General features: G+C 68.3%; 19 protein-coding genes, 1 tRNA gene and 2 pseudogenes. 14 read left to right on the forward strand and 8 right to left on the reverse strand.

Going from position 1 to position 17,459, the window contains the following annotated elements:
• Window positions 1-100 precede the first annotated feature (100 nt).
• The 4 genes from ssb to P0Y60_10155 all read left to right on the forward strand — a co-directional run bounded on the left by ssb (window position 101) and on the right by P0Y60_10155 (window position 3,621).
• Window positions 101-607, forward strand: coding sequence for a single-stranded DNA-binding protein (ssb, locus tag P0Y60_10140; protein WEK59736.1), 507 nt, complete (start codon window positions 101-103; stop codon window positions 605-607).
• Window positions 608-682: 75 nt separating this feature from the next.
• Window positions 683-1,177 carry a hypothetical protein gene (locus P0Y60_10145; protein WEK59737.1) on the forward strand — a complete coding sequence of 165 codons (495 nt, stop codon included), beginning with the start codon at window positions 683-685 and terminating at the stop codon, window positions 1,175-1,177.
• 260 nt (window positions 1,178-1,437) lie between these two features.
• Window positions 1,438-3,117, forward strand: a complete 1,680-nt coding sequence (gene ettA / locus P0Y60_10150; protein ID WEK59738.1) for an energy-dependent translational throttle protein EttA — start codon at window positions 1,438-1,440, stop codon at window positions 3,115-3,117.
• A gap of 9 nt (window positions 3,118-3,126) precedes the next feature.
• Window positions 3,127-3,621 (forward strand): thioesterase family protein, encoded by a 495-nt coding sequence (locus tag P0Y60_10155; GenBank protein ID WEK59739.1) that lies wholly within the window; start codon window positions 3,127-3,129, stop codon window positions 3,619-3,621.
• 60 nt (window positions 3,622-3,681) lie between these two features.
• Here the strand turns inward: P0Y60_10155 and P0Y60_10160 are convergent, their stop codons facing one another.
• A complete protein-coding gene (locus P0Y60_10160) occupies window positions 3,682-4,581 on the reverse strand; it encodes an acyl-CoA thioesterase II (protein WEK59740.1) in 900 nt (299 codons plus the stop codon).
• A 50-nt stretch (window positions 4,582-4,631) separates the two neighbouring features.
• On the opposite strand from P0Y60_10160, the gene P0Y60_10165 reads away from it, so the two are divergent.
• A complete protein-coding gene (locus P0Y60_10165) occupies window positions 4,632-5,306 on the forward strand; it encodes a hypothetical protein (GenBank protein ID WEK59741.1) in 675 nt (224 codons plus the stop codon).
• A gap of 13 nt (window positions 5,307-5,319) precedes the next feature.
• Here the strand turns inward: P0Y60_10165 and P0Y60_10170 are convergent, their stop codons facing one another.
• The 6 genes from P0Y60_10170 to pepN all read right to left on the reverse strand — a co-directional run bounded on the left by P0Y60_10170 (window position 5,320) and on the right by pepN (window position 11,126).
• Window positions 5,320-6,978, reverse strand: coding sequence for an FAD-binding dehydrogenase (locus tag P0Y60_10170; protein ID WEK59742.1), 1,659 nt, complete (start codon window positions 6,976-6,978; stop codon window positions 5,320-5,322).
• Complete coding sequence (locus P0Y60_10175; GenBank protein ID WEK59743.1) at window positions 6,975-7,424, reverse strand: globin; 450 nt, start codon at window positions 7,422-7,424, stop codon at window positions 6,975-6,977. The genes P0Y60_10170 and P0Y60_10175 overlap by 4 nt, the downstream gene beginning before the upstream one ends.
• Window positions 7,421-8,494, reverse strand: a complete 1,074-nt coding sequence (locus P0Y60_10180) for a mechanosensitive ion channel (protein WEK62892.1) — start codon at window positions 8,492-8,494, stop codon at window positions 7,421-7,423. The genes P0Y60_10175 and P0Y60_10180 overlap by 4 nt, the downstream gene beginning before the upstream one ends.
• Before the next feature lie 77 nt (window positions 8,495-8,571).
• Window positions 8,572-8,943, reverse strand: a complete 372-nt coding sequence (locus P0Y60_10185) for an ERAP1-like C-terminal domain-containing protein (protein WEK62893.1) — start codon at window positions 8,941-8,943, stop codon at window positions 8,572-8,574.
• On the reverse strand, window positions 8,901-9,605 hold the full coding sequence (locus P0Y60_10190) for an ERAP1-like C-terminal domain-containing protein (protein ID WEK59744.1): 705 nt from the start codon (window positions 9,603-9,605) through the stop codon (window positions 8,901-8,903). The genes P0Y60_10185 and P0Y60_10190 overlap by 43 nt, the downstream gene beginning before the upstream one ends.
• Before the next feature lie 165 nt (window positions 9,606-9,770).
• Window positions 9,771-11,126: an aminopeptidase N gene (gene pepN, locus P0Y60_10195; GenBank protein ID WEK59745.1), complete on the reverse strand. Its 1,356-nt coding sequence runs from the start codon at window positions 11,124-11,126 to the stop codon at window positions 9,771-9,773.
• 874 nt (window positions 11,127-12,000) lie between these two features.
• Between pepN and P0Y60_10200 the strand changes: the two genes are divergently transcribed.
• The 6 genes and pseudogenes from P0Y60_10200 to P0Y60_10225 all read left to right on the forward strand — a co-directional run bounded on the left by P0Y60_10200 (window position 12,001) and on the right by P0Y60_10225 (window position 15,471).
• Complete coding sequence (locus P0Y60_10200) at window positions 12,001-12,459, forward strand: ferrochelatase (GenBank protein ID WEK59746.1); 459 nt, start codon at window positions 12,001-12,003, stop codon at window positions 12,457-12,459.
• Window positions 12,460-12,495: 36 nt separating this feature from the next.
• Window positions 12,496-12,986, forward strand: a pseudogene (locus P0Y60_10205) (ribose-5-phosphate isomerase).
• 278 nt (window positions 12,987-13,264) lie between these two features.
• Window positions 13,265-13,555: a hypothetical protein gene (locus P0Y60_10210; protein ID WEK59747.1), complete on the forward strand. Its 291-nt coding sequence runs from the start codon at window positions 13,265-13,267 to the stop codon at window positions 13,553-13,555.
• A gap of 86 nt (window positions 13,556-13,641) precedes the next feature.
• A pseudogene (locus P0Y60_10215) lies at window positions 13,642-13,758 on the forward strand (hypothetical protein).
• A 124-nt stretch (window positions 13,759-13,882) separates the two neighbouring features.
• Window positions 13,883-13,987 carry a hypothetical protein gene (locus tag P0Y60_10220; GenBank protein ID WEK62894.1) on the forward strand — a complete coding sequence of 35 codons (105 nt, stop codon included), beginning with the start codon at window positions 13,883-13,885 and terminating at the stop codon, window positions 13,985-13,987.
• Between the two features lie 17 nt (window positions 13,988-14,004).
• Window positions 14,005-15,471 carry an amidohydrolase family protein gene (locus tag P0Y60_10225; protein ID WEK62895.1) on the forward strand — a complete coding sequence of 489 codons (1,467 nt, stop codon included), beginning with the start codon at window positions 14,005-14,007 and terminating at the stop codon, window positions 15,469-15,471.
• Between the two features lie 60 nt (window positions 15,472-15,531).
• On the opposite strand, the gene P0Y60_10230 is transcribed toward P0Y60_10225, so the two are convergent.
• On the reverse strand, window positions 15,532-16,017 hold the full coding sequence (locus tag P0Y60_10230; protein WEK59748.1) for a DNA starvation/stationary phase protection protein: 486 nt from the start codon (window positions 16,015-16,017) through the stop codon (window positions 15,532-15,534).
• A gap of 140 nt (window positions 16,018-16,157) precedes the next feature.
• Here P0Y60_10230 and P0Y60_10235 point away from each other — a divergent pair, with 140 nt between their 5' ends.
• From P0Y60_10235 to P0Y60_10245, 3 genes are all read left to right on the forward strand, one after another.
• The gene (locus P0Y60_10235; GenBank protein ID WEK59749.1) at window positions 16,158-16,694 is read left to right on the forward strand and encodes a gamma carbonic anhydrase family protein; all 537 of its coding nucleotides are present in this window, start codon (window positions 16,158-16,160) and stop codon (window positions 16,692-16,694) included.
• A gap of 29 nt (window positions 16,695-16,723) precedes the next feature.
• A tRNA-Ile gene (locus P0Y60_10240) sits at window positions 16,724-16,797 on the forward strand.
• 52 nt (window positions 16,798-16,849) lie between these two features.
• Window positions 16,850-17,455, forward strand: coding sequence for a hypothetical protein (locus tag P0Y60_10245; GenBank protein WEK59750.1), 606 nt, complete (start codon window positions 16,850-16,852; stop codon window positions 17,453-17,455).
• The last annotated feature ends 4 nt before the right edge of the window (window positions 17,456-17,459 follow it).

A 17,459-nucleotide genomic window follows, 5' to 3' on the forward strand; every position in this document is an offset into this window, starting at 1 on the left:
AGGACTTGTCCACGTTCGCTGTAAAGGGCGCCGCTTCGCTGACGGCACAGGCCTCACGCTGGTCAGACCCGGGCATCGTCCCGGATCGTGAGGAGGCACAATGACTGAAACGTTGACCATCGTGGGCAAGGTCGCGACCGACCCGGCTCGCGGTCACACCGGGGGCGGCACCCCGGTGACGAATTTCCGGCTCGCGAGCACGCATCGGCGCTTCGACGCAGCAACGCAGACCTGGGTGGACGCGGGAACCAACTGGTATTCCGTCGCCGCCTTCCGTCAGCTCGGTGAGCATGCCAAGGCGTCCCTCCGTTGTGGAGACAGCGTCATCGTGACGGGTCGTCTCAAGATCCGCAATTGGGAGAGCAACGGCAAGCACGGTACGAGCGTCGACATCGACGCCGAGTCGATCGGCCATGATCTGCGCTGGGGAACGAGCGCGTTCCTCCGGGCTTCGCGCGCGAGCGGCACTGATCACGCGGCGCAGGCTCCGTCGTCGGCGTCGTCGACGCGCATCGAGGACGACGACGACACACAGCCCTCGCTGGTCCTCGATGCGTCGTGGGAACCGCTGCCCCACTCTGCGGACGCCTCCGGCCTGGCGCCGTGACGCGGGCACCTTCAGCCGGGTGATGGCCGTCGGCTCGGGATACGGAGCGAAGTACACGGCACGTAGACTCGTGGCGTGATCCGACCCTCGCGTTCCTCCGTGCCGCGGTCAGTCCTGGCGGGGAGTGCGGCGCTGATGCTCCTCATCGGACTGGCTGCGTGCACGGATGCCCCGTCGCCCGAGCCCAGCACCAGCCCGTCAGCGTCGCCGACGGCGAGCGTGACACCGACGGCGCCGGCGTTGGTGCCCGACGGTTCGGCTGAGGACAACCTGCCGCTCTTCACCGCGGTCGCGGATTCCGTGTGGGCGACGGGCGACAAAGGCGCGGGGCGTGCGTATGTCGACGCGCTGGTCGAGGCCGGGTTCGATCGTTCCGCCATGCAGGTGACCCAGGACGCATCGACGGTGGGTAACCCCGCAGAGAGTCTGCAGTTCTCCGTACGCTGGGGGACGTCGGAGTGCTTGATCGGCCAGGTCGGGCCGTCGACGGGTCAGGTCGTCACCGCCGTGATGCCCCAGCTCGCCGAAGGTCGGTGCCTGATCGGTACGACACGCGCGATCGACTGGTGACTCGGCGGTCGACGTCCGCGGTCGACCTCCGCGGTCGAACCCGTCGGCGAGCCTGAGATCGAGCGACGCGCGCGTCGGCGGGCGGTCGATCTCGTCGACGATCCGGGGTACCCGTGGCGCCGGGCCGACGATGACGCTCAGCCCGAACGGCCGGGAATCGTCGCACGGCCGCGTCGGAGGTAGTCTTTAGGAGGATTTCCGCGCTGTTCCGATGGCGTGATGGCAGGTTCGTTTCTGAGCAGCAAAGGTGTTTGAACGGTATGGCTGAGTACATCTACTCGATGGTTCGTGCGCGCAAGGCGGTGGGCGAGAAGCTCATCCTCGATGACGTGACGATGGCATTCCTCCCCGGCGCGAAGATCGGCATGGTCGGTCCGAACGGGGCCGGTAAGTCGACGATCCTCAAGATCATGGCCGGTCTGGACACGCCCTCCAACGGCGAGGCGAAGCTCTCGCCCGGGTTCAGCGTCGGCATTCTGATGCAGGAGCCCGAGCTCGACGAGTCGAAGACAGTGCTGGAGAACATCCAGGACGGCATCGCGATCAAAGCGAAGGTGGATCGCTTCAACGAGATCTCGGCTCTCATGGCGGATCCCGACGCGGACTTCGATGCGCTGCTCGCTGAGATGGGCGGTCTCCAGGAGGAGATCGACGCTGCCGACGGTTGGGACCTCGACTCGCAGCTCGAGCAGGCCATGGACGCGTTGCGCACCCCTCCGGGAGACGCCGCGATCGCGCCCCTCTCCGGTGGTGAGAAGCGACGTGTCGCGCTCGCGAAGCTCCTGCTGCAGAAGCCCGATCTCCTGCTCCTCGACGAGCCGACGAACCACCTCGATGCCGAGAGCGTGCTCTGGCTCGAACAGCACCTGCAGGCGTACAAGGGTGCCGTGATCGCGATCACCCACGACCGGTATTTCCTCGACCACGTCGCCGAGTGGATCGCGGAAGTCGACCGTGGACGCCTCATCGGCTACGAGGGCAACTACTCGACCTATCTGGAGAAGAAGGGCGAGCGCCTCGAGATCCAGGGCAAGAAGGACGCCAAGCTCGCGAAGCGTCTGAAGGAAGAGCTCGAGTGGGTCCGCTCCAGTGCGAAGGGGCGCCAGACCAAGTCGAAGGCTCGTCTGGCCCGCTACGAGGAGATGGCGTCGGAGGCGGAGCGGACGCGGAAGCTCGATTTCGAGGAGATTCAGATCCCCGCGGGACCTCGCCTCGGAAGCATCGTGATCGATGCGAAGAAGCTGCAGAAGGGCTTCGACGGTCGTGTGTTGATCGACGGACTCAGCTTCAACCTTCCGCCGAACGGCATCGTCGGCGTGATCGGTCCGAACGGTGTGGGTAAGACCACACTGTTCAAGACCATCGTGGGTCTCGAGCCGCTTGACGGTGGAGATCTGAAGATCGGCGAGACGGTCAAGATCAGCTACGTCGATCAGAGCCGATCGAACATCGACCCGAACAAGACGCTGTGGGAGGTCGTGTCCGACGGGCTCGACTACATCACGGTCGGCAAGATCGAGATCCCGTCGCGCGCCTACGTGTCGAAGTTCGGATTCAAGGGCCCGGACCAGCAGAAGAAGGCCGGCGTGCTCTCCGGTGGCGAGCGCAACCGCCTCAACCTCGCCCTCACCCTCAAGGAGGGTGGCAACCTGCTTCTGCTCGATGAGCCCACCAACGACCTGGACGTCGAGACGCTCAGCTCGCTCGAGAACGCGCTCCTCGAGTTCCCCGGCTGTGCAGTCGTCATCACCCACGACCGGTGGTTCCTCGACCGCATCGCCACGCACATCCTCGCTTACGAGGGAACCGACGAGAATCCCGCCCAGTGGTACTGGTTCGAGGGCAACTTCGAGTCGTACGAGGAGAACAAGATCGAGCGTCTCGGAGCCGATGCCGCCAAGCCGCACCGCTCGACCCACCGCAAGCTCACGCGCGACTGATCGGAACCGATGTCCGAGTCGAGCACCCTGCCGGGGCCACGCCTGCACATCCCGATCCAGGTCCGCTGGGGCGATCTGGATGCGTTCAACCACGTCAACAACACGTCGATGCTCAAGCTTCTTGAAGAAGCGCGAGTGCGAGCGTTCTGGCGGGCGGGTCCCGGCGAGGAAGCACCGACGACGGCCGTTCTCGATTCGGGCATCGACGAGGGCGTCCTCACGCTGATCGCGCGCCAGGAGATCGAATACCTCGCTCCGGTGCCGTACCAGCGGCGTCCGCTCGAGGTGCAGATGTGGTTCGGCAAGCTCGGCGGATCCAGTGTCGAGGTCTGCTACGAGGTGCACAACGACCCGTCCGCGACACCACGTGCTCTCTACGCGCGCTCGACAGCGGTGATCGTGCTCGTTGACGCTCGAACGGGCCGTCCGACGCGGTTGACCCAGGAGATGCGTGACGTCTGGGAACCGTTCATCGGTCCGTCCATCACCTACTCACACCGCTGATCGAGACCTGCCGGCCGGGGATACCGCGGCAGCTACCTCGCGGCATCTGTGACGCGGCGGTCAGGCGCGGTCGTCGTCCTGCCCCGGCACCCGGATCATGATCTCCTGCGCGACGCTCGCCACGAGAGCGCCGTCCTGGGCGTAGATGCGGCCGGTGGCGAGGCCACGTCCACCCCGAGCGTTGGGCGACTCCTGCACGTACAGCAGCCACTCGTCGACACGGGCGGCACGATGCCACCACATCGCATGATCGAGGCTTGCGACCTTCAGGCCGGGCAGCGCCCAATACACGCCGTGGGCTCGCAGGATGGACTCCTGGATCGTCATGTCGCTGAGGTAGGCCAGTGCCGCGCGGTGCAGTCGCGGATCGTCCGGCAGCGGAGCGCGCAGCCGCATCCACACACCCTGACGCGGAACTCGCGCATCGTCGCTGGGCAGGTAGAGCGGATGACCGATGTGACGGATGTCCGCGGCGCGATCGCTCAGCATGCGAGCGGTGCTCCCCGGGAGACCGCTCACCCGGTCCTCGTCGGGCGCCAGACTCTCGGGCGCGGGAACATCGTCCGGCATCGGTTCTGCGTGCTCGACCCCGGGACCGTCGTCCTGGAACGACGCGATCATCGAGAAGATCGGCACCCCGTTCTGATAGGCCTGCGAGCGGCGCGTCGAGAACGAGCGACCGTCGTGGATGCGATCCACGGCGATCGTGATGCCCTGACTCGCATCCCCGGGGCGGAGGAAGTACCCGTGCATCGAGTGGACGGCTCGGTTCTCGGGCAACGTGCGCTCGGCGGCGATCAGGCTCTGCGCGAGAACCTGGCCCCCGTAGATGCGGCCGGTGGGCATGGGATGCGACGACCCCGTGAAGATGTCCTCGGTCGTGCGGGCCTGAGTGGTATCGAGGTCGAGAACCTCGAGCAGCTGTTCCACGGTACGAGCGGCGTGACCATCCGAGCTCATGACATCCTCTCCGCGACCGCACCTGCGGCACCGTTGATAGTTTAGAACCCGTGCCACATCAGCTTCTCCTCGCCGACGCCGACACCTCCCGCGACGTCTTGACCTTCGTCGGACGAGCGGCGCGCATCAGCGACGAAGGCGTGCGCCTGCAGGCGGCGAACGGCGTGCTCGCCCTGACCGCCGCCGCCCTCGCCCCACACGGCCTGTTCGATCAGACTCCCACCGTGCTCGCGATGCGCATCGTTCATGCCGATCCGGAACTGGCGTGTGACATCGTGGTCGGCCAACTCACCGCCTCCGACGATGAGCGCCGACTCACCCTGCCCGACACCGGTCTGTCGCCGGCCTGGGCGGGCATCGCGCCGCCGCGCACCGATTGGCAGCCACTCACGACGTTGTCCGCCTCGACGATCGCTCGACGCGCACAATGGGGAATCTCCGCCGTCGCACGCGGCGCGACGCCCGGAGCCGGGGAGGAGGCCGTGCGCGCCCTCCGTGCCGCGATCTGGGGCGAACCCGATGAAGACCTGTTCGATCTGCCGCGGGGTATCGCCTTCGCCGCCGACGCGCTCGGCTTCATCTCCGGCGAGGAGCAGGTGCCCGTGACGCGATCCGGACGGTGGACGCGAATCGCATTCCGTCGCGGGCATGTCCTGGCGCGTGGTCCTGTCGCGTCCGGCCTCACCGCGGTACGCGGCACCGGCGGCACCGGAAGCGCAGGCTGACGCCCGGCTGCGCCTAGCCGGCCGCCGCGCGCCCCGCCTGGCGCCCGGAGAACAGGCACCCGCCCAGGAACGTGCCCTCCAGTGCCCGGTAGCCGTGGACGCCACCTCCGCCGAACCCGCTCGCCTCGCCGGCTGCATAGAGCCCGGGGATCACCGCTCCCGAGGCATCCAGCGCTCGACCATCGAGGTCCGTGTTGATGCCACCCAGTGACTTGCGCGTGAGCACGTGCAGTTTGACCGCGACCAACGGGCCCGCGGCGGGATCCTGCAGTCGATGTGGGGGAGCGGTGCGGATGAGCTTGTCTCCGCGGTAGCCGCGCATCGAGCGCAGCATCCCGATCTGCGCGTCCTTCGTGAAGTCGTTGTCGATCTCGCGATCCCGCGCCACGACCTCACGGCGAACATTGTCGATGTCGAGCGCTTCGCCGCCGGGATGCTGCCGCATCTGTTCGAGCAACGACTCGAGATCGTTCTCGACGATGAAGTCCTGCCCTTCATCGAGGAAAGCCTGCACGGGCCCGGTCGGCCCTTTCGCGAGCCTAGACTTCAGCAGGAGCGCCACGTCCTTCCCGGTCAGGTCGGGATTCTGCTCGCTGCCGGACAGCGCGAACTCCTTCTCGACGATCTGACGAGAGGTGACGAACCACGAGTGATCGTGCCCGGTGGTGCGCAGATGCGCGAGCGTGCCGAGCGTGTCGAAGCCGGGGAACAGGGGAACGGGGAGCCGCGCGCCGGTCGCATCCAACCACAGCGACGACGGGCCCGGCAGGATGCGGATCCCGTGCGAGGGCCACACCGGGTCCCAGTTCGTGATGCCCTCGACGTAGTGCCACATGCGGTCGCCGTTGATGAGACGAGCGCCGGCGGCTTCGCTGACGGCATGCATCGACCCGTCGACGTAGGCGGGAACGCCGGTCAGCATGTGGTCGGGCGCAGAACCGAGCCGCTCCGGCCATGCCGCGCGCACGAGCTCGTGGTTGCCGCCGATGCCGCCGGAAGCGACGACCGTGGCGGCGGCCGTGATCTCAAACCCCTCGATGACCTCACGCGAGGTCTCCACTCCCCGCGCGGCGCCGCTGGACGCGAGCACGTCGCCGTGCGCGCCCGCGACGACGCCATCACGGAGCACGAGACCGGTGACGCGATGACGGGGCAGCACGGTGATGCGCCCCTCGCGCTCGGCCTGCTCGATCGCTCCGACGAACGGCGCGACGATACCCGGACCGGTTCCCCACGTGATGTGGAAGCGGGGAACGGAGTTGCCGGGTCCGATCGCTCCGTATCCGCCGCGCTCCGCCCATCCGACGACGGGGAAGAAGCCCACGCCGCGCTCACGCAGCCAGGCACGCTTCTCCCCGCTCGCGAACTGCAGATACGCTTCGGCCCAACGGCGTGGCCACTCGTCCTCCGGGCGGTCGAACGCGGCGTTGCCGAACCAATCCTGCGTGGCGAGTTCGATCGAGTCGCGGATCCCCATCCTCCGCTGTTCGGGCGAGTCGATGAAGAACAACCCGCCGAACGACCACCAGGCCTGTCCGCCGAGGTTCGTCCTCGGTTCCTGGTCGATCAGGATCACGCGTCGGCCCCCATCGAGGGCTTCGGCGGCGGCCACGAGCCCGGCCAACCCCCATCCGATCACCAGGACATCCGCGGACAGGGGTGTGTGCGTCATGAGGTCTCCGTTGATTCCTGACGTGAGCGGGTCTCGAGAGTCGGCCTGCCGTCGGCGCTGGCGCCGATGCCGGATGGCTCGAACGTGTTCACCATGGCATGCGCAGCACGATCCAGGTAGTCCCAGAGCGTGGATTCGTGCAGAGGCGACAACTCGGCCTCGGAGATCGCCGTGCGCATGTGACGCAGCCAACGATCCCGCGCATCGGGATCGACGTGGAAGGGCATGTGGCGCATTCGCAGACGGGGATGCCCCCGAGTCTCACCGTACGTCGTCGGTCCGCCCCAGTACTGCTCCAGGAAGAGCAGCAGACGCTCCTCGGCGGGGCCGAGGTCTTCTTCCGGGTACATCGGCTTGAGCACCGGATCGAGAGCGACCTCGCGGTAGAAGACGGAGACGATCTTGGCGAACGTCTCCCTCCCCCCGACCTCGTCGTAGAACGTCACTTCGGTGCACTCCCGTCATCGGTGGGCTTCTTGCGGCGCCAGATGCCGCGGTCCGGGATCACCGGCACCCCGGTGACCGCGTTGGGACGGGTCTTCGGAGGGTTCGCCCCGCGCACACGGCGGGCACCTTCGAGCCCGGTCGGGGTCACCGCCTCCATGCTCGGGATTCCGATCTCCTTGTCACGGAGAGCGGAGCGCAGACGCTTGCGCAGCTCCTGGGCCACGTCGTCCTTGGCGTTCGCCCGCGCCTTGATGACGATGCGGATGACGAGCGCTTCACCGGTGATCGCCTCCAGCCCCCACAACTCAGGCTTCTCGACGATGCGTGTGCGCCACTTGGGGTCTTTCGACAGCGTCTGCGCGGTGTCGAGCATGGTCTGCTCGACGACGTCGAGGTCGGAGTCCGGCGGAACGCCGATGTCGATGATCGCGCGCGCCCACCCCTGCGACATGTTGCCGATACGCGTGACCTCGCCGTTGCGCACGTACCAGAGCGTCCCGTTGACGTCGCGGACCTGCGTGATGCGCACGCTCACGTACTCGACCACGCCGCTGGCGAGACCCAGGTCGACCACGTCGCCGATGCCGATCTGATCCTCGGCGACCAGGAACATGCCGTTCAGCACATCCTTGACGATGTTCTGGGCCCCGAAACCGAGGCCGGCGCCCACCGCGGCGGTGAGCAGCGTGAGCGATCCGAGCAGCGTGTTGTCGAGGGCGTTCACGATCAGGACGATGGCGATGACGACGAGCATCACGTTGACGATGTTCTGCAGGATCGTGCCCAGTGTGCGCGTGCGCTGCACGAGACGCATATCGGCGAGGGGAGAGCGCTCGAGGGCCTGGGTATCGTCGACCGCGGCCTTGTTCTTCGCACTGTCGACGATGCGGTGCACGACGCGACGGATGACGACACGGAGCACGAGCGCGATGACGACGCAGCTGACGATGATCACCGCGACGGCGAGGGCCTTCCACCCGACCTGGATGAGGACGGTCAAGATCGGCTGCAGCCACTCGGGGACGCCGGGGTCGACCACGGGATCGGTCGTTTCGAAGGGGAGCAACATCACCCCCTGATCCTAGCGATCGGGCCTCTGCGCGCGCTGGAAGCGCCGCTCAGAGGCCCGATCGGGGAGAGGTGCGATCAGTCGTCGGCGTCGCGAGCCTGCGCGGCGAGCGAGCGCTCGACGTCGGCAAGATTCTCCAACACCAGGCGACGGAGGGCCGGTGCGGCGTCCTGATTCGTAGACAGCCATCCACGGGTGGCGTCGCGCAGCGCGACGTTCGCGAGAGCGGTCGGGAACAGGCCGACGATCAGGTACTGGGCGATCTGGTAGGTGCGCGACTCCCAGATCGGGAGCAGCATGTCGAAGTACGCCGGCACGAACTCGGCGAGAGCCTCGACGCCCGCCGGGTGCACGAACCCGAGCGCGGCGGAGCGGACGATGGTGTTCGGCGCGTCGTCTCGTTCGATCAGCGATGCCCACGCGACCTGCTTCGACGCGGAGTCCGGCAGAGCGGCCTCGGGCCTGCGCGGCGAACTCTCCGCCCTTCGAGGTGTTGTCGGCGGCGAGCGCGGCGTCGATCGTCGCGGCGTCGGTGGCGCCGATCGTGGCGAGCCGACCAGGAGCTGCCACTGAGAGGTCGGCGATCCGACCTCCAGTCCGGGCAGCGTCTCTTCCCCGGACCGCAGGCGCCGATGACGCCGGCGTGCTCGGGAGTGACCGGCGCATTCGCGAACGCGGTCACGAACTGCAGCTGGCTGTCGCTGCCCGCGACGGCCGACTCGGCGAGGTCCCACAGACCGTCGGCGACCTGCTGACGCGCTGCGTCGCGCTCGGCGGGATCGACGTAGAGCGTTCGCGGCCGTGCGCAGCTGCGCCAGCGTGGTGCGCACGGTCGTCGACTCGGTCTCCGGCCGATGTTGCCGAGCACCAGGTCGATGTAGTCGGATGCCGCGCTCTCGGCGTCACGGGTCTGATCCCACGCCGCACCCCAGACGAGGGAGCGGGCGAGCGGGTCGTGGATGTCGGCGAGGTGCGCGATCGCGGTCGCGAGCGACTGCTCGTCGAGGCGGATCTTCGCGTAGGCGAGGTCGTCGTCGTTGAGCAGAACGAGGTCCGGGCGCGCGATGCCCTGCAGCTCCGGCACCTCGGTGCGGTCGCCGTCGACGTCCACCTCGACGTGTGTGTGCGCGTCAGCGAGCCGTCGGCCAGCGTGTAGAAGCCGACGCCGAGGCGGTGCGGCCGGATCGTCGGGTAGTCGGCGGGCGCGGTCTGCGTCGACGGCGAAGCGCGAGATCGTGCCGTCGGCGTCGTCCGCGATGACCGGCGTCGAGCGTGTTCACGCCGGCCGTCTCGAGCCACTTCTTCGACCAGGTCGCTCAGGTCGCGGCCGCTCGTGGCCTCGAGCTCGACGAGCAGGTCGCTGAGCTCGGTGTTGCCCCAGGAGTGCTTCTGGAAGTACTGCGAGACGCCGCGCGAAGAACGCCTCGATCCCGACCCAGGCGGCGAGCTGCTTGAGCACCGAGCCGCCCTTGGCGTAGGTGATGCCGTCGAAGTTGACCTGCACGTCCTCGAGGTCGTTGATCTCGGCGACGATCGGGTGCGTCGAGGGGAGCTGGTCCTGGCGGTAGGCCCAGGTCTTCTCCATCGCGTTGAACGTCGTCCACGCCTCGGTCCACTCGGTGGCCTCGGCGGTCGCGATGGTCGATGCCCACTCGGCGAACGACTCGTTCAGCCACAGGTCGTTCCACCACTTCATGGTGACGAGGTCGCCGAACCACATGTGCGCGAGCTCGTGCAGGATCGTGACGACGCGGCGCTCCTTGACCGCATCCGTGACCTTGCTGCGGAAGACGTAGGTCTCGGTGAAGGTCACCGCACCCGCGTTCTCCATCGCCCCGGCGTTGAACTCCGGGACGAAGAGCTGGTCGTACTTGGCGAACGGGTACGGGACGCCGAACTTCTCCTCGTAGTACGCGAAGCCCTCACGCGTCTTGTCGAAGATGTAGTCGGCGTCGAGGTGCTGCCACAGGCTCTTGCGGCCGTAGACGCCGAGCGGGACCACGCGGCCCGAGGCGCTGGTGAGCTCGGAGAAGGTGGACTCGTAGGGCCCGGCGACGAGCGCGGTGATGTACGAGGAGATGCGCGGGGTGGGCTCGAAGCCCCACGTCGCGACGTCGCCGTCGTCCTGGACGATCGGCTCGGGGGTGGGGGAGTTGGAGACGACCTTCCACGCGGCCGGGGCGGTGACGGTGAACTGGAACGTCGCCTTGAGGTCGGGCTGCTCGAACACGGCGAACACGCGTCGGGAGTCCGGCACCTCGAACTGCGAGTAGAGGTACACCTCGCCGTCGACGGGGTCGACGAAGCGGTGCAGGCCCTCACCGGTGTTCGTGTACAGGCAGTCGGCGTCGACGACGAGCACGTTCTCGGCCGCGAGACCGTCGAGCGCGATGCGCGAGTCCGCGAACACGTCGCTCGGGTCCAGCTGCTCGCCGTTGAGCGAGATCTCGCGGACCTCGCGGGCGATGAGGTCGATGAAGGTGAAGCGCTCCGGCGTCGCGGTGAAGCGCACGACGCTCGGGACCGAAGACCTCCGGCCCTTCGTCAGGTCGAGGGCGACCTCGTACGACTGCGTGTCGACGACGTCGCGGCGCTCCTGCGCTTCGATGCGGGTGAGGTTCTCTCCAGGCACTGCGTTGCTCCCAGGGGTGAGGGGTACGTGCCGGGGTACGCGCAGCTGGCGCCGACGACAACCCTCCAGCCTACGGTGCCACGGTCACGGGCGGATCACGGCGCCGTGCGCGCTCCGCTACGAGGTGGAAAGGGTGAGTCACCGAGCAGTGATCCCTGTCGACCGACGCCCGACAGCGTCCCTTCGCCTCGCCGCCGGCCGCGACCGGGCCCCCTGGGTGACGACGCCGTCGCCTACGACGGCATCCTGCTCGCCGGTTTCGGCGGGCCCGAGGGCCAGGACGACGTGATCCCGTTCCTGCGCAACGTCACGCGCGGGCGCGGCATCCCCGACGAGCGTCTCGAAGAGGTCGCCCACCACTACCGCCACTTCGGCGGCGTCAGCCCGATCAACGCGCAGAACCGCGTGCTGAAGGCGGCCTCGAGGCGGAGCTCGCCCGCGCGGGCATCGACCTGCCCGTCTACTGGGGCAACCGCAACTGGACGCCCTACCTCGAGGAGGCCGTGACCGAGGCTCGCGCCACGGGCACACCACCCTCCTCGCCGTCGCCACGAGCGCCTACAGCTCGTTCTCCAGCTGCCGTCAGTACCGCGAGGACTTCGCGCGCGTGCTCGACCGAGACCGGACTCGCGCGACACGGTCACGATCGACAAGATCCGTCCCTTCTTCGACCACCCCGGGTTCGTCGACGCCTTCGAGCGCGGCGTGCGCGAGGCCGTGCAGGGCTTCCTCGCCGAGGGCATCGACCCCGCGACATCCGAGTCCTCTTCTCGACCCACAGCATCCCCACCGCCGACGCGGAGCGCTCCGGCGCCGCGGGACATCGACTGCGGTGAGGGCGGCGCCTACGCCGCTCAGCACTCGCCGTCGCGGCATGGGTCATGGATCAGGTCCGCATCGGCCTCCCCGATCGGCCGACGTCTCCTGGGAGCTCGTCTACCAGTCGCGCTCCGGCCCCGCCTCGCAGCCGTGGCTCGAGCCGGACGTCTGCGATGTGATCGGCGAGCTGCCCGCGCGCGGTCGCAAGGCCGTCGCCGTCGTGCCGCTCGGCTTCATGAGCGACCACATGGAGGTGCTCTGGGACCTCGACACCGAGGCGATGGAGGCGGCCGAGGAAGCCGGTCTCCGCGCCGTCCGCACGCCGACGCCCGGCGTCGCGCCGGCCTTCGTCGCCGGCATCGTCGATCTCATCGAGGAGCGCCTGCCAGGGACGCCCGAACGCAGACCGCCCGCACGTGACCGACCTCGGCCCGTGCGTTCGACGTCTGCCGCCCGGATGCTGCGAGAACGTGCGCGCCGGGTTCAAGCCCGCCGCGGCCGGCATCGCCCCTGAGGCCGCGCGGTCCGGCCGCGATCCTAGGATGGAGCCATGCGCATCCACATCGCCACCGATCACGCCGGCCTCGACTTCTCGACGCAGCTGCAGGACCACCTGCCGAGCGGCCGGTCACGAGGTCGTCGACCACGGACCGCTCGAGTACGACGCCGTCGACGACTACCCGGCCTTCTGCATCCGGGCCGCGCAGGCGGTGGTGCGCGACCAGGCGGCCGGTGTCGAGACGCTGGGCGTCGTCTTCGGCGGATCGGGCAACGGCGAGCAGATCGCCGCGAACAAGGTGGCCGGCGTCCGCGCCGCACTGGTGTGGAACCTCTCGACCGCCGAGCTCGCGCGCGAGCACAACGACGCGAACGTCATCGCGATCGGTGCGCGCCAGCACACGTTCGACGAGGTGACCGTGTTCATCGACCGCTTCATCGCGACGCCGTTCTCCGGCGAGGAGCGGCACGTGCCGGCGCATCGGCCAGATCGCGCGACTTCGAGCGCGACGGCTCGACTGTCTCCCGGACCCGCGGGCCTGACGTGCCCGAGGGGCATTCCGTCCACCGGATCGCCCGTCAGTTCGACCGCAACTTCGTCGGAAGGCGTTGTCCGCGTCCAGCCCGCAGGGGCGATTCGCCGAGGGAGCCGCGGTGCTCGACGGCCGCGCGGCGGTCAGCGTGCAGGCGGTCGGCAAGCAGATGTTCCTCGAGGTCGGAGGGCGATCTCTGGCTGCGTGTGCACCTCGGCCTGTACGGCGCCTGGGACTTCGCGGGCGAGATCCTCGTGCGATCCGACCATCGCCTCGGCGAACGGTCGGATGGGGCAGACGAACCAGCGCGGCACCGACCTCGATGAGCCGATCCTCGACGATGCGGGGGAGAACTCGCTCGCCTCGATCGGTGCGCCGCGTCGCACGCGGGTGCACGTGCGGATGTCCGAGCAGACGAAGGGGCTCGCCGATGACGACGCGGTGGCCGCCTCCCGTGGTCGGTCAGGTGCGCTTGCGGCTGATGACGGACATCACCTGCGCCGACCTGCGCGGACCGACCGCGTGCGTCCTGCAGACCCCGGAAGAGATGCTCGCGACCGTCGCGAAGCTCGGCCCTGACCCGCTCGTCGGCGACCCGTCGAGAACGAGGAACGCTTCGTCGCGCGCCGTGCGCAAGAAGCCGACCGTCGATCGCGCTGCTGCTCATGGACCAGTCGGTCGTCAGCGGCATCGGCAACGTCTATCGCGCCGAGATGCTCTTCCGGGCAGCGGCTGAACCCGCACACGCCCGGGCGCGATGTGCCCGAGGACACCGTGCGCGCCTGTGGCGCGACTGGGTGCGGCTGCTGGCGATCGGTGTCGAGACCGGCCAGATGATGACGATGGACGACCTGTCCGCCGACGACTACCGCGCGGCGATGGCGCAGCCGCGACGACCGGCACTGGGTGTATCACCGGGCGGGCCTTCCCTGCCGGGTCTGCGGCACCGAGATCGCGCTCGAGGAGATCGGCGCGCGCAAGCTCTACTGGTGCCCGCGGTGCCAGGCGTGACGGACTCTTCTGTGGGCATGATCCGCGACGTGCGGTTGGCGGGCCCGGGGCGTGAGTTCCTGATCGACGAGGAGCCGGTCGACGTGCACATCGCCGAGGGGAACATCGTCGACATCGCTCCTCGAGGCGCGATTCGTCCGGTGGGAGAGGTGCTCGACGCCGGAGGGGCCTGGGCCGTTCCCGGGCTCTGGGACAACCACGTGCACACCGTCCAGTGGGCCCTTGCCGCAGAACGCGCTCCGCTCGGAAGCGTGCGCTCGGCCGTCGAGGCAGCCGCACGCATGGCCGCGGTCGCACCGCTCGCGGACGGCCGTCGTGTCGGCAGCGGCTACCGAGATGCGCTGTGGCCGGATGCTCCCGATCTGACGACGTTGGATGCGGCGACCGGCGAGGTGCCGACCTACCTGATCAACGCCGATGTTCACAGCGTGTGGCTGAACTCGGCGGCGCTGCGTCGAGAGGGATTCCGCAGCGCTGACGGTGTCCTGCGCGAAGAGGACGCCTTCGAGATCTCGCGACGACTGAACGCCGTGGATCCGCTGCACGGCGACCGCGCCGTACAGAGGGCGGGGGAGCGCGCCGCGGCACGCGGCGTCACGGGACTGGTCGACTTCGACATGGCCTGGAACGCCGAGGCGTGGCCGCGCCGGATCGCTGCGGGTTTCCGTTCCCACCGGGTGGAGTTCGCGGTCTACCCGTTCGATCTCGACCGCGCGATCGGTGCAGGGCTCCGAAGCGGCGACATTCTCGGCCCAGAGGATGCGACGGCAGGAGGAGGCCTCGTGCGGGTGGGGCCTCTGAAGGTCATCTCGGACGGGTCGCTCGGCACCCGCACGGCCGCGTGCTCACACGCCTACCCGGGCGATCCCGGCAACTTCGGTGTGCTCACGGTGCCCCGCGACGCGCTCATCGAGATGCTGGCGACTGCCACCGGGGCAGGTCTTCGTGTGGCGGTGCACGCGATCGGGGATCGTGCCACGACATCCGCTCTCGATGCCTTCACGGTGAGCGGAGCGACCGGGACGATCGAGCATGCCCAGCTCGTGCGGCATGCCGATCTCGCCCGCTTCGCCCGGCTCGGTGTGATCGCGAGCGTGCAGCCTCAGCATGCGCTCGATGACCGCGACATCGTCGGTCGGCACTGGTCCGAGCAGACGTCGATCGGCTACCCGCTCGCATCGCTGGGTGATGCCGGCGTCGAGATCCGCTTGGGTTCCGATGCGCCGGTCGCCGACCTCGACCCGTGGCAGGCGATCGCCGCCGCCGTCTTCCGCACCGACGATGACCGTGCACCGTGGCATCCGGAAGAGCGGCTGAGCATCGATCATGCCCTGGCAGCGAGTGCGCGCACGTCCACCCGCCCAGGGCAGCCGGCTGACATCGTCCTCTGCGCCGCGGATCCGAGACGAGCGACCGGCGATGAGCTGCGACGCATGTCGGTCGCCGCGACGCTCCTCGCGGGTCGCATCACCCACAGCGCGTGATGTGAGAACGCCGAAGGGCATCGGGATGTGTCCCGATGCCCTTCTTGCGGATGTGAGTCGTTACGCGGCGATGTGCGAAACGAGGAACCAGCGGTCCTTCTCGAGACCACGCATGATCTCGATCGCGACGTCCTGGCTGGTGAGGTCGACCTCGTCGAGTCCGTCGATCGCGGCCTTGACGTCGACCAGGATGGCGTCGATGTCGGAGATCACGGCGCGCACGAGCTCATCCGACTGCGTGAATCCGGCGGGAACGGCGCTGGTGCCGGCCTTCTCGGCAACCGTGCTCAGTCGTGCGTCGATCGGAAGGCCCAGTGCGACGATGCGCTCTGCAGCGGTGTCGGCGAAGTCGCCGGCGTGAGCGACGATCGTGTCGAGCAGCTCGTGGACTCCGACGAAGTTGGCGCCGCGGACGTGCCAGTGGGCCTGCTTGCCGTTGACCGTGAGGGCTTCGAGGCCCAGCACGACGGGAGAGAGGAACTGCGCGGCGGCAGCGGCCACGGTCGGGTCGCTGGCGGTGGTGGAAACGGTCTGTGCCTTGCTCATCTTGTGCTCCTCAGCGATGTCATTTCGTCTGTGTTGAACACAACGCTACTCAGCTTCAGACATTCCGCAAGCAAGCTGAGGCAACGCTTACCGCCGCGTATTTCCGCGGATTTCCGGGTGGGTGAGGCTAGTCTCGCCTCATGAGCATCTCATCAGGCGCCTCCATCATCGCCCTTTCAGATCGCCGCCCCGAGATCGCCGTCGATGCGTTCGTTGCCGAGGGCGCCCGCATCATCGGCGGCGTCACGCTCGCTGCGGGATCGAGCGTCTGGTACAACGCGGTGCTGCGCGCCGACTCCGCCACGATCACCATCGGGCGAGACAGCAATGTGCAGGACAACGTCTCGGTGCACGTCGATGACGGCCACCCCGTGAAGGTCGGCGCCCAGGTGTCGATCGGTCACAACGCCGTCGTCCACGGCTGCACGATCGGCGACGGCTCTCTGATCGGCATGGGCGCCGTCGTCCTGAGCGGGGCTGTCATCGGATCCGGGTGCCTCATCGCCGGGGGCGCGGTCGTCCTCGGCGGCAGCGTGATCCCGGACGGATCACTGGTCGCAGGTGTACCGGCGAAGGTGCGCCGGGCGCTCGACGACGAGGAGCGGGCGGGGTTGGTGGCGAACGCGGAGATCTATCTCGCGCACTCGCAGACGCACAGCGCCGGCACTCCGGTATGACGCCTGCGCACCGCTAGGCTGGAACCCACGGGGCGGTGGCCAAGCTGGTCAAGGCAGCGGGCTCATAACCCGACGATCGTGGGTTCAAGTCCCACCCGCCCCACTCTCATTCTCCGGCGGACGACGACGTTCGCAGACGCGGAAGGCGCGGCGACATGACGCAGGTGAAGCCGGCACGCGAATGGGTGCATATCTGGGAGCACCTGCATGCGGTGCGGGTCGGCAAGGCGTGGCGAGCGGCCGCGATCACACTGATCGCTGCCGTAGGAGTCGCGGCGGTGCTCAGCGGGATCGCCGTCGCGCGCGGCCTCTTCGGGCCGATGGACGGACTGGCGGTGGTTCCGGCACCACGGGATTGTCGGGTCACTCAGGAGCTCTCGCGGGCTGATGTCTTCGTCGCCGTCGACGTGTCAGCCATATCGGGTGGATCACTGACCGAGGTGGAGGCCTTCGCCGGCAGTGACGCCACGGTCGATTCCGCGGTGTTGGTTCCCCGACTGGACGCGCTCGACACAATGACGGATGCGGAGATCGAGACGCTCGGGGAGGAGGCCGCCGAAGAAGGCACCTGGATGCCCGCGGACGGATCGGAGGACTATGTGCTCTTGATAATCGCGCACGTATCTCGCCCGCTGGACACGATCCGATTGACCGGGGTCCGGACACGATGGGTGCTCGGGGAACCGTGGATCGAGCAGGTGATTCCGCTGGGTGTCGAGTTCACGAAAGGCGAGTGCGCTGTTGCCGTCGCCGATCATTGAGGCG

It is taken from the genome of Candidatus Microbacterium colombiense, assembly GCA_029203165.1.
Lineage (GTDB): Bacteria > Actinomycetota > Actinomycetes > Actinomycetales > Microbacteriaceae > Microbacterium > Microbacterium colombiense.

Bases quoted from the DNA above. Each gene is read 5' to 3' on its own strand.
- ssb (WEK59736.1), top strand. From the start codon at position 101: ATGACTGAAACGTTGACCATCGTGGGCAAGGTCGCGACCGACCCGGCT.
- ettA (WEK59738.1), top strand. From the start codon at position 1,438: ATGGCTGAGTACATCTACTCGATGGTTCGTGCGCGCAAGGCGGTGGGC.
- P0Y60_10155 (WEK59739.1), top strand. From the start codon at position 3,127: ATGTCCGAGTCGAGCACCCTGCCGGGGCCACGCCTGCACATCCCGATC.
- P0Y60_10160 (WEK59740.1), bottom strand. From the start codon at position 4,581: ATGAGCTCGGATGGTCACGCCGCTCGTACCGTGGAACAGCTGCTCGAG.
- P0Y60_10170 (WEK59742.1), bottom strand. From the start codon at position 6,978: ATGACGCACACACCCCTGTCCGCGGATGTCCTGGTGATCGGATGGGGG.
- P0Y60_10180 (WEK62892.1), bottom strand. From the start codon at position 8,494: ATGTTGCTCCCCTTCGAAACGACCGATCCCGTGGTCGACCCCGGCGTC.
- P0Y60_10200 (WEK59746.1), top strand. From the start codon at position 12,001: ATGGGTCATGGATCAGGTCCGCATCGGCCTCCCCGATCGGCCGACGTC.
- P0Y60_10210 (WEK59747.1), top strand. From the start codon at position 13,265: ATGGGGCAGACGAACCAGCGCGGCACCGACCTCGATGAGCCGATCCTC.
- P0Y60_10225 (WEK62895.1), top strand. From the start codon at position 14,005: ATGATCCGCGACGTGCGGTTGGCGGGCCCGGGGCGTGAGTTCCTGATC.
- P0Y60_10230 (WEK59748.1), bottom strand. From the start codon at position 16,017: ATGAGCAAGGCACAGACCGTTTCCACCACCGCCAGCGACCCGACCGTG.
- P0Y60_10235 (WEK59749.1), top strand. From the start codon at position 16,158: ATGAGCATCTCATCAGGCGCCTCCATCATCGCCCTTTCAGATCGCCGC.
- P0Y60_10245 (WEK59750.1), top strand. From the start codon at position 16,850: ATGACGCAGGTGAAGCCGGCACGCGAATGGGTGCATATCTGGGAGCAC.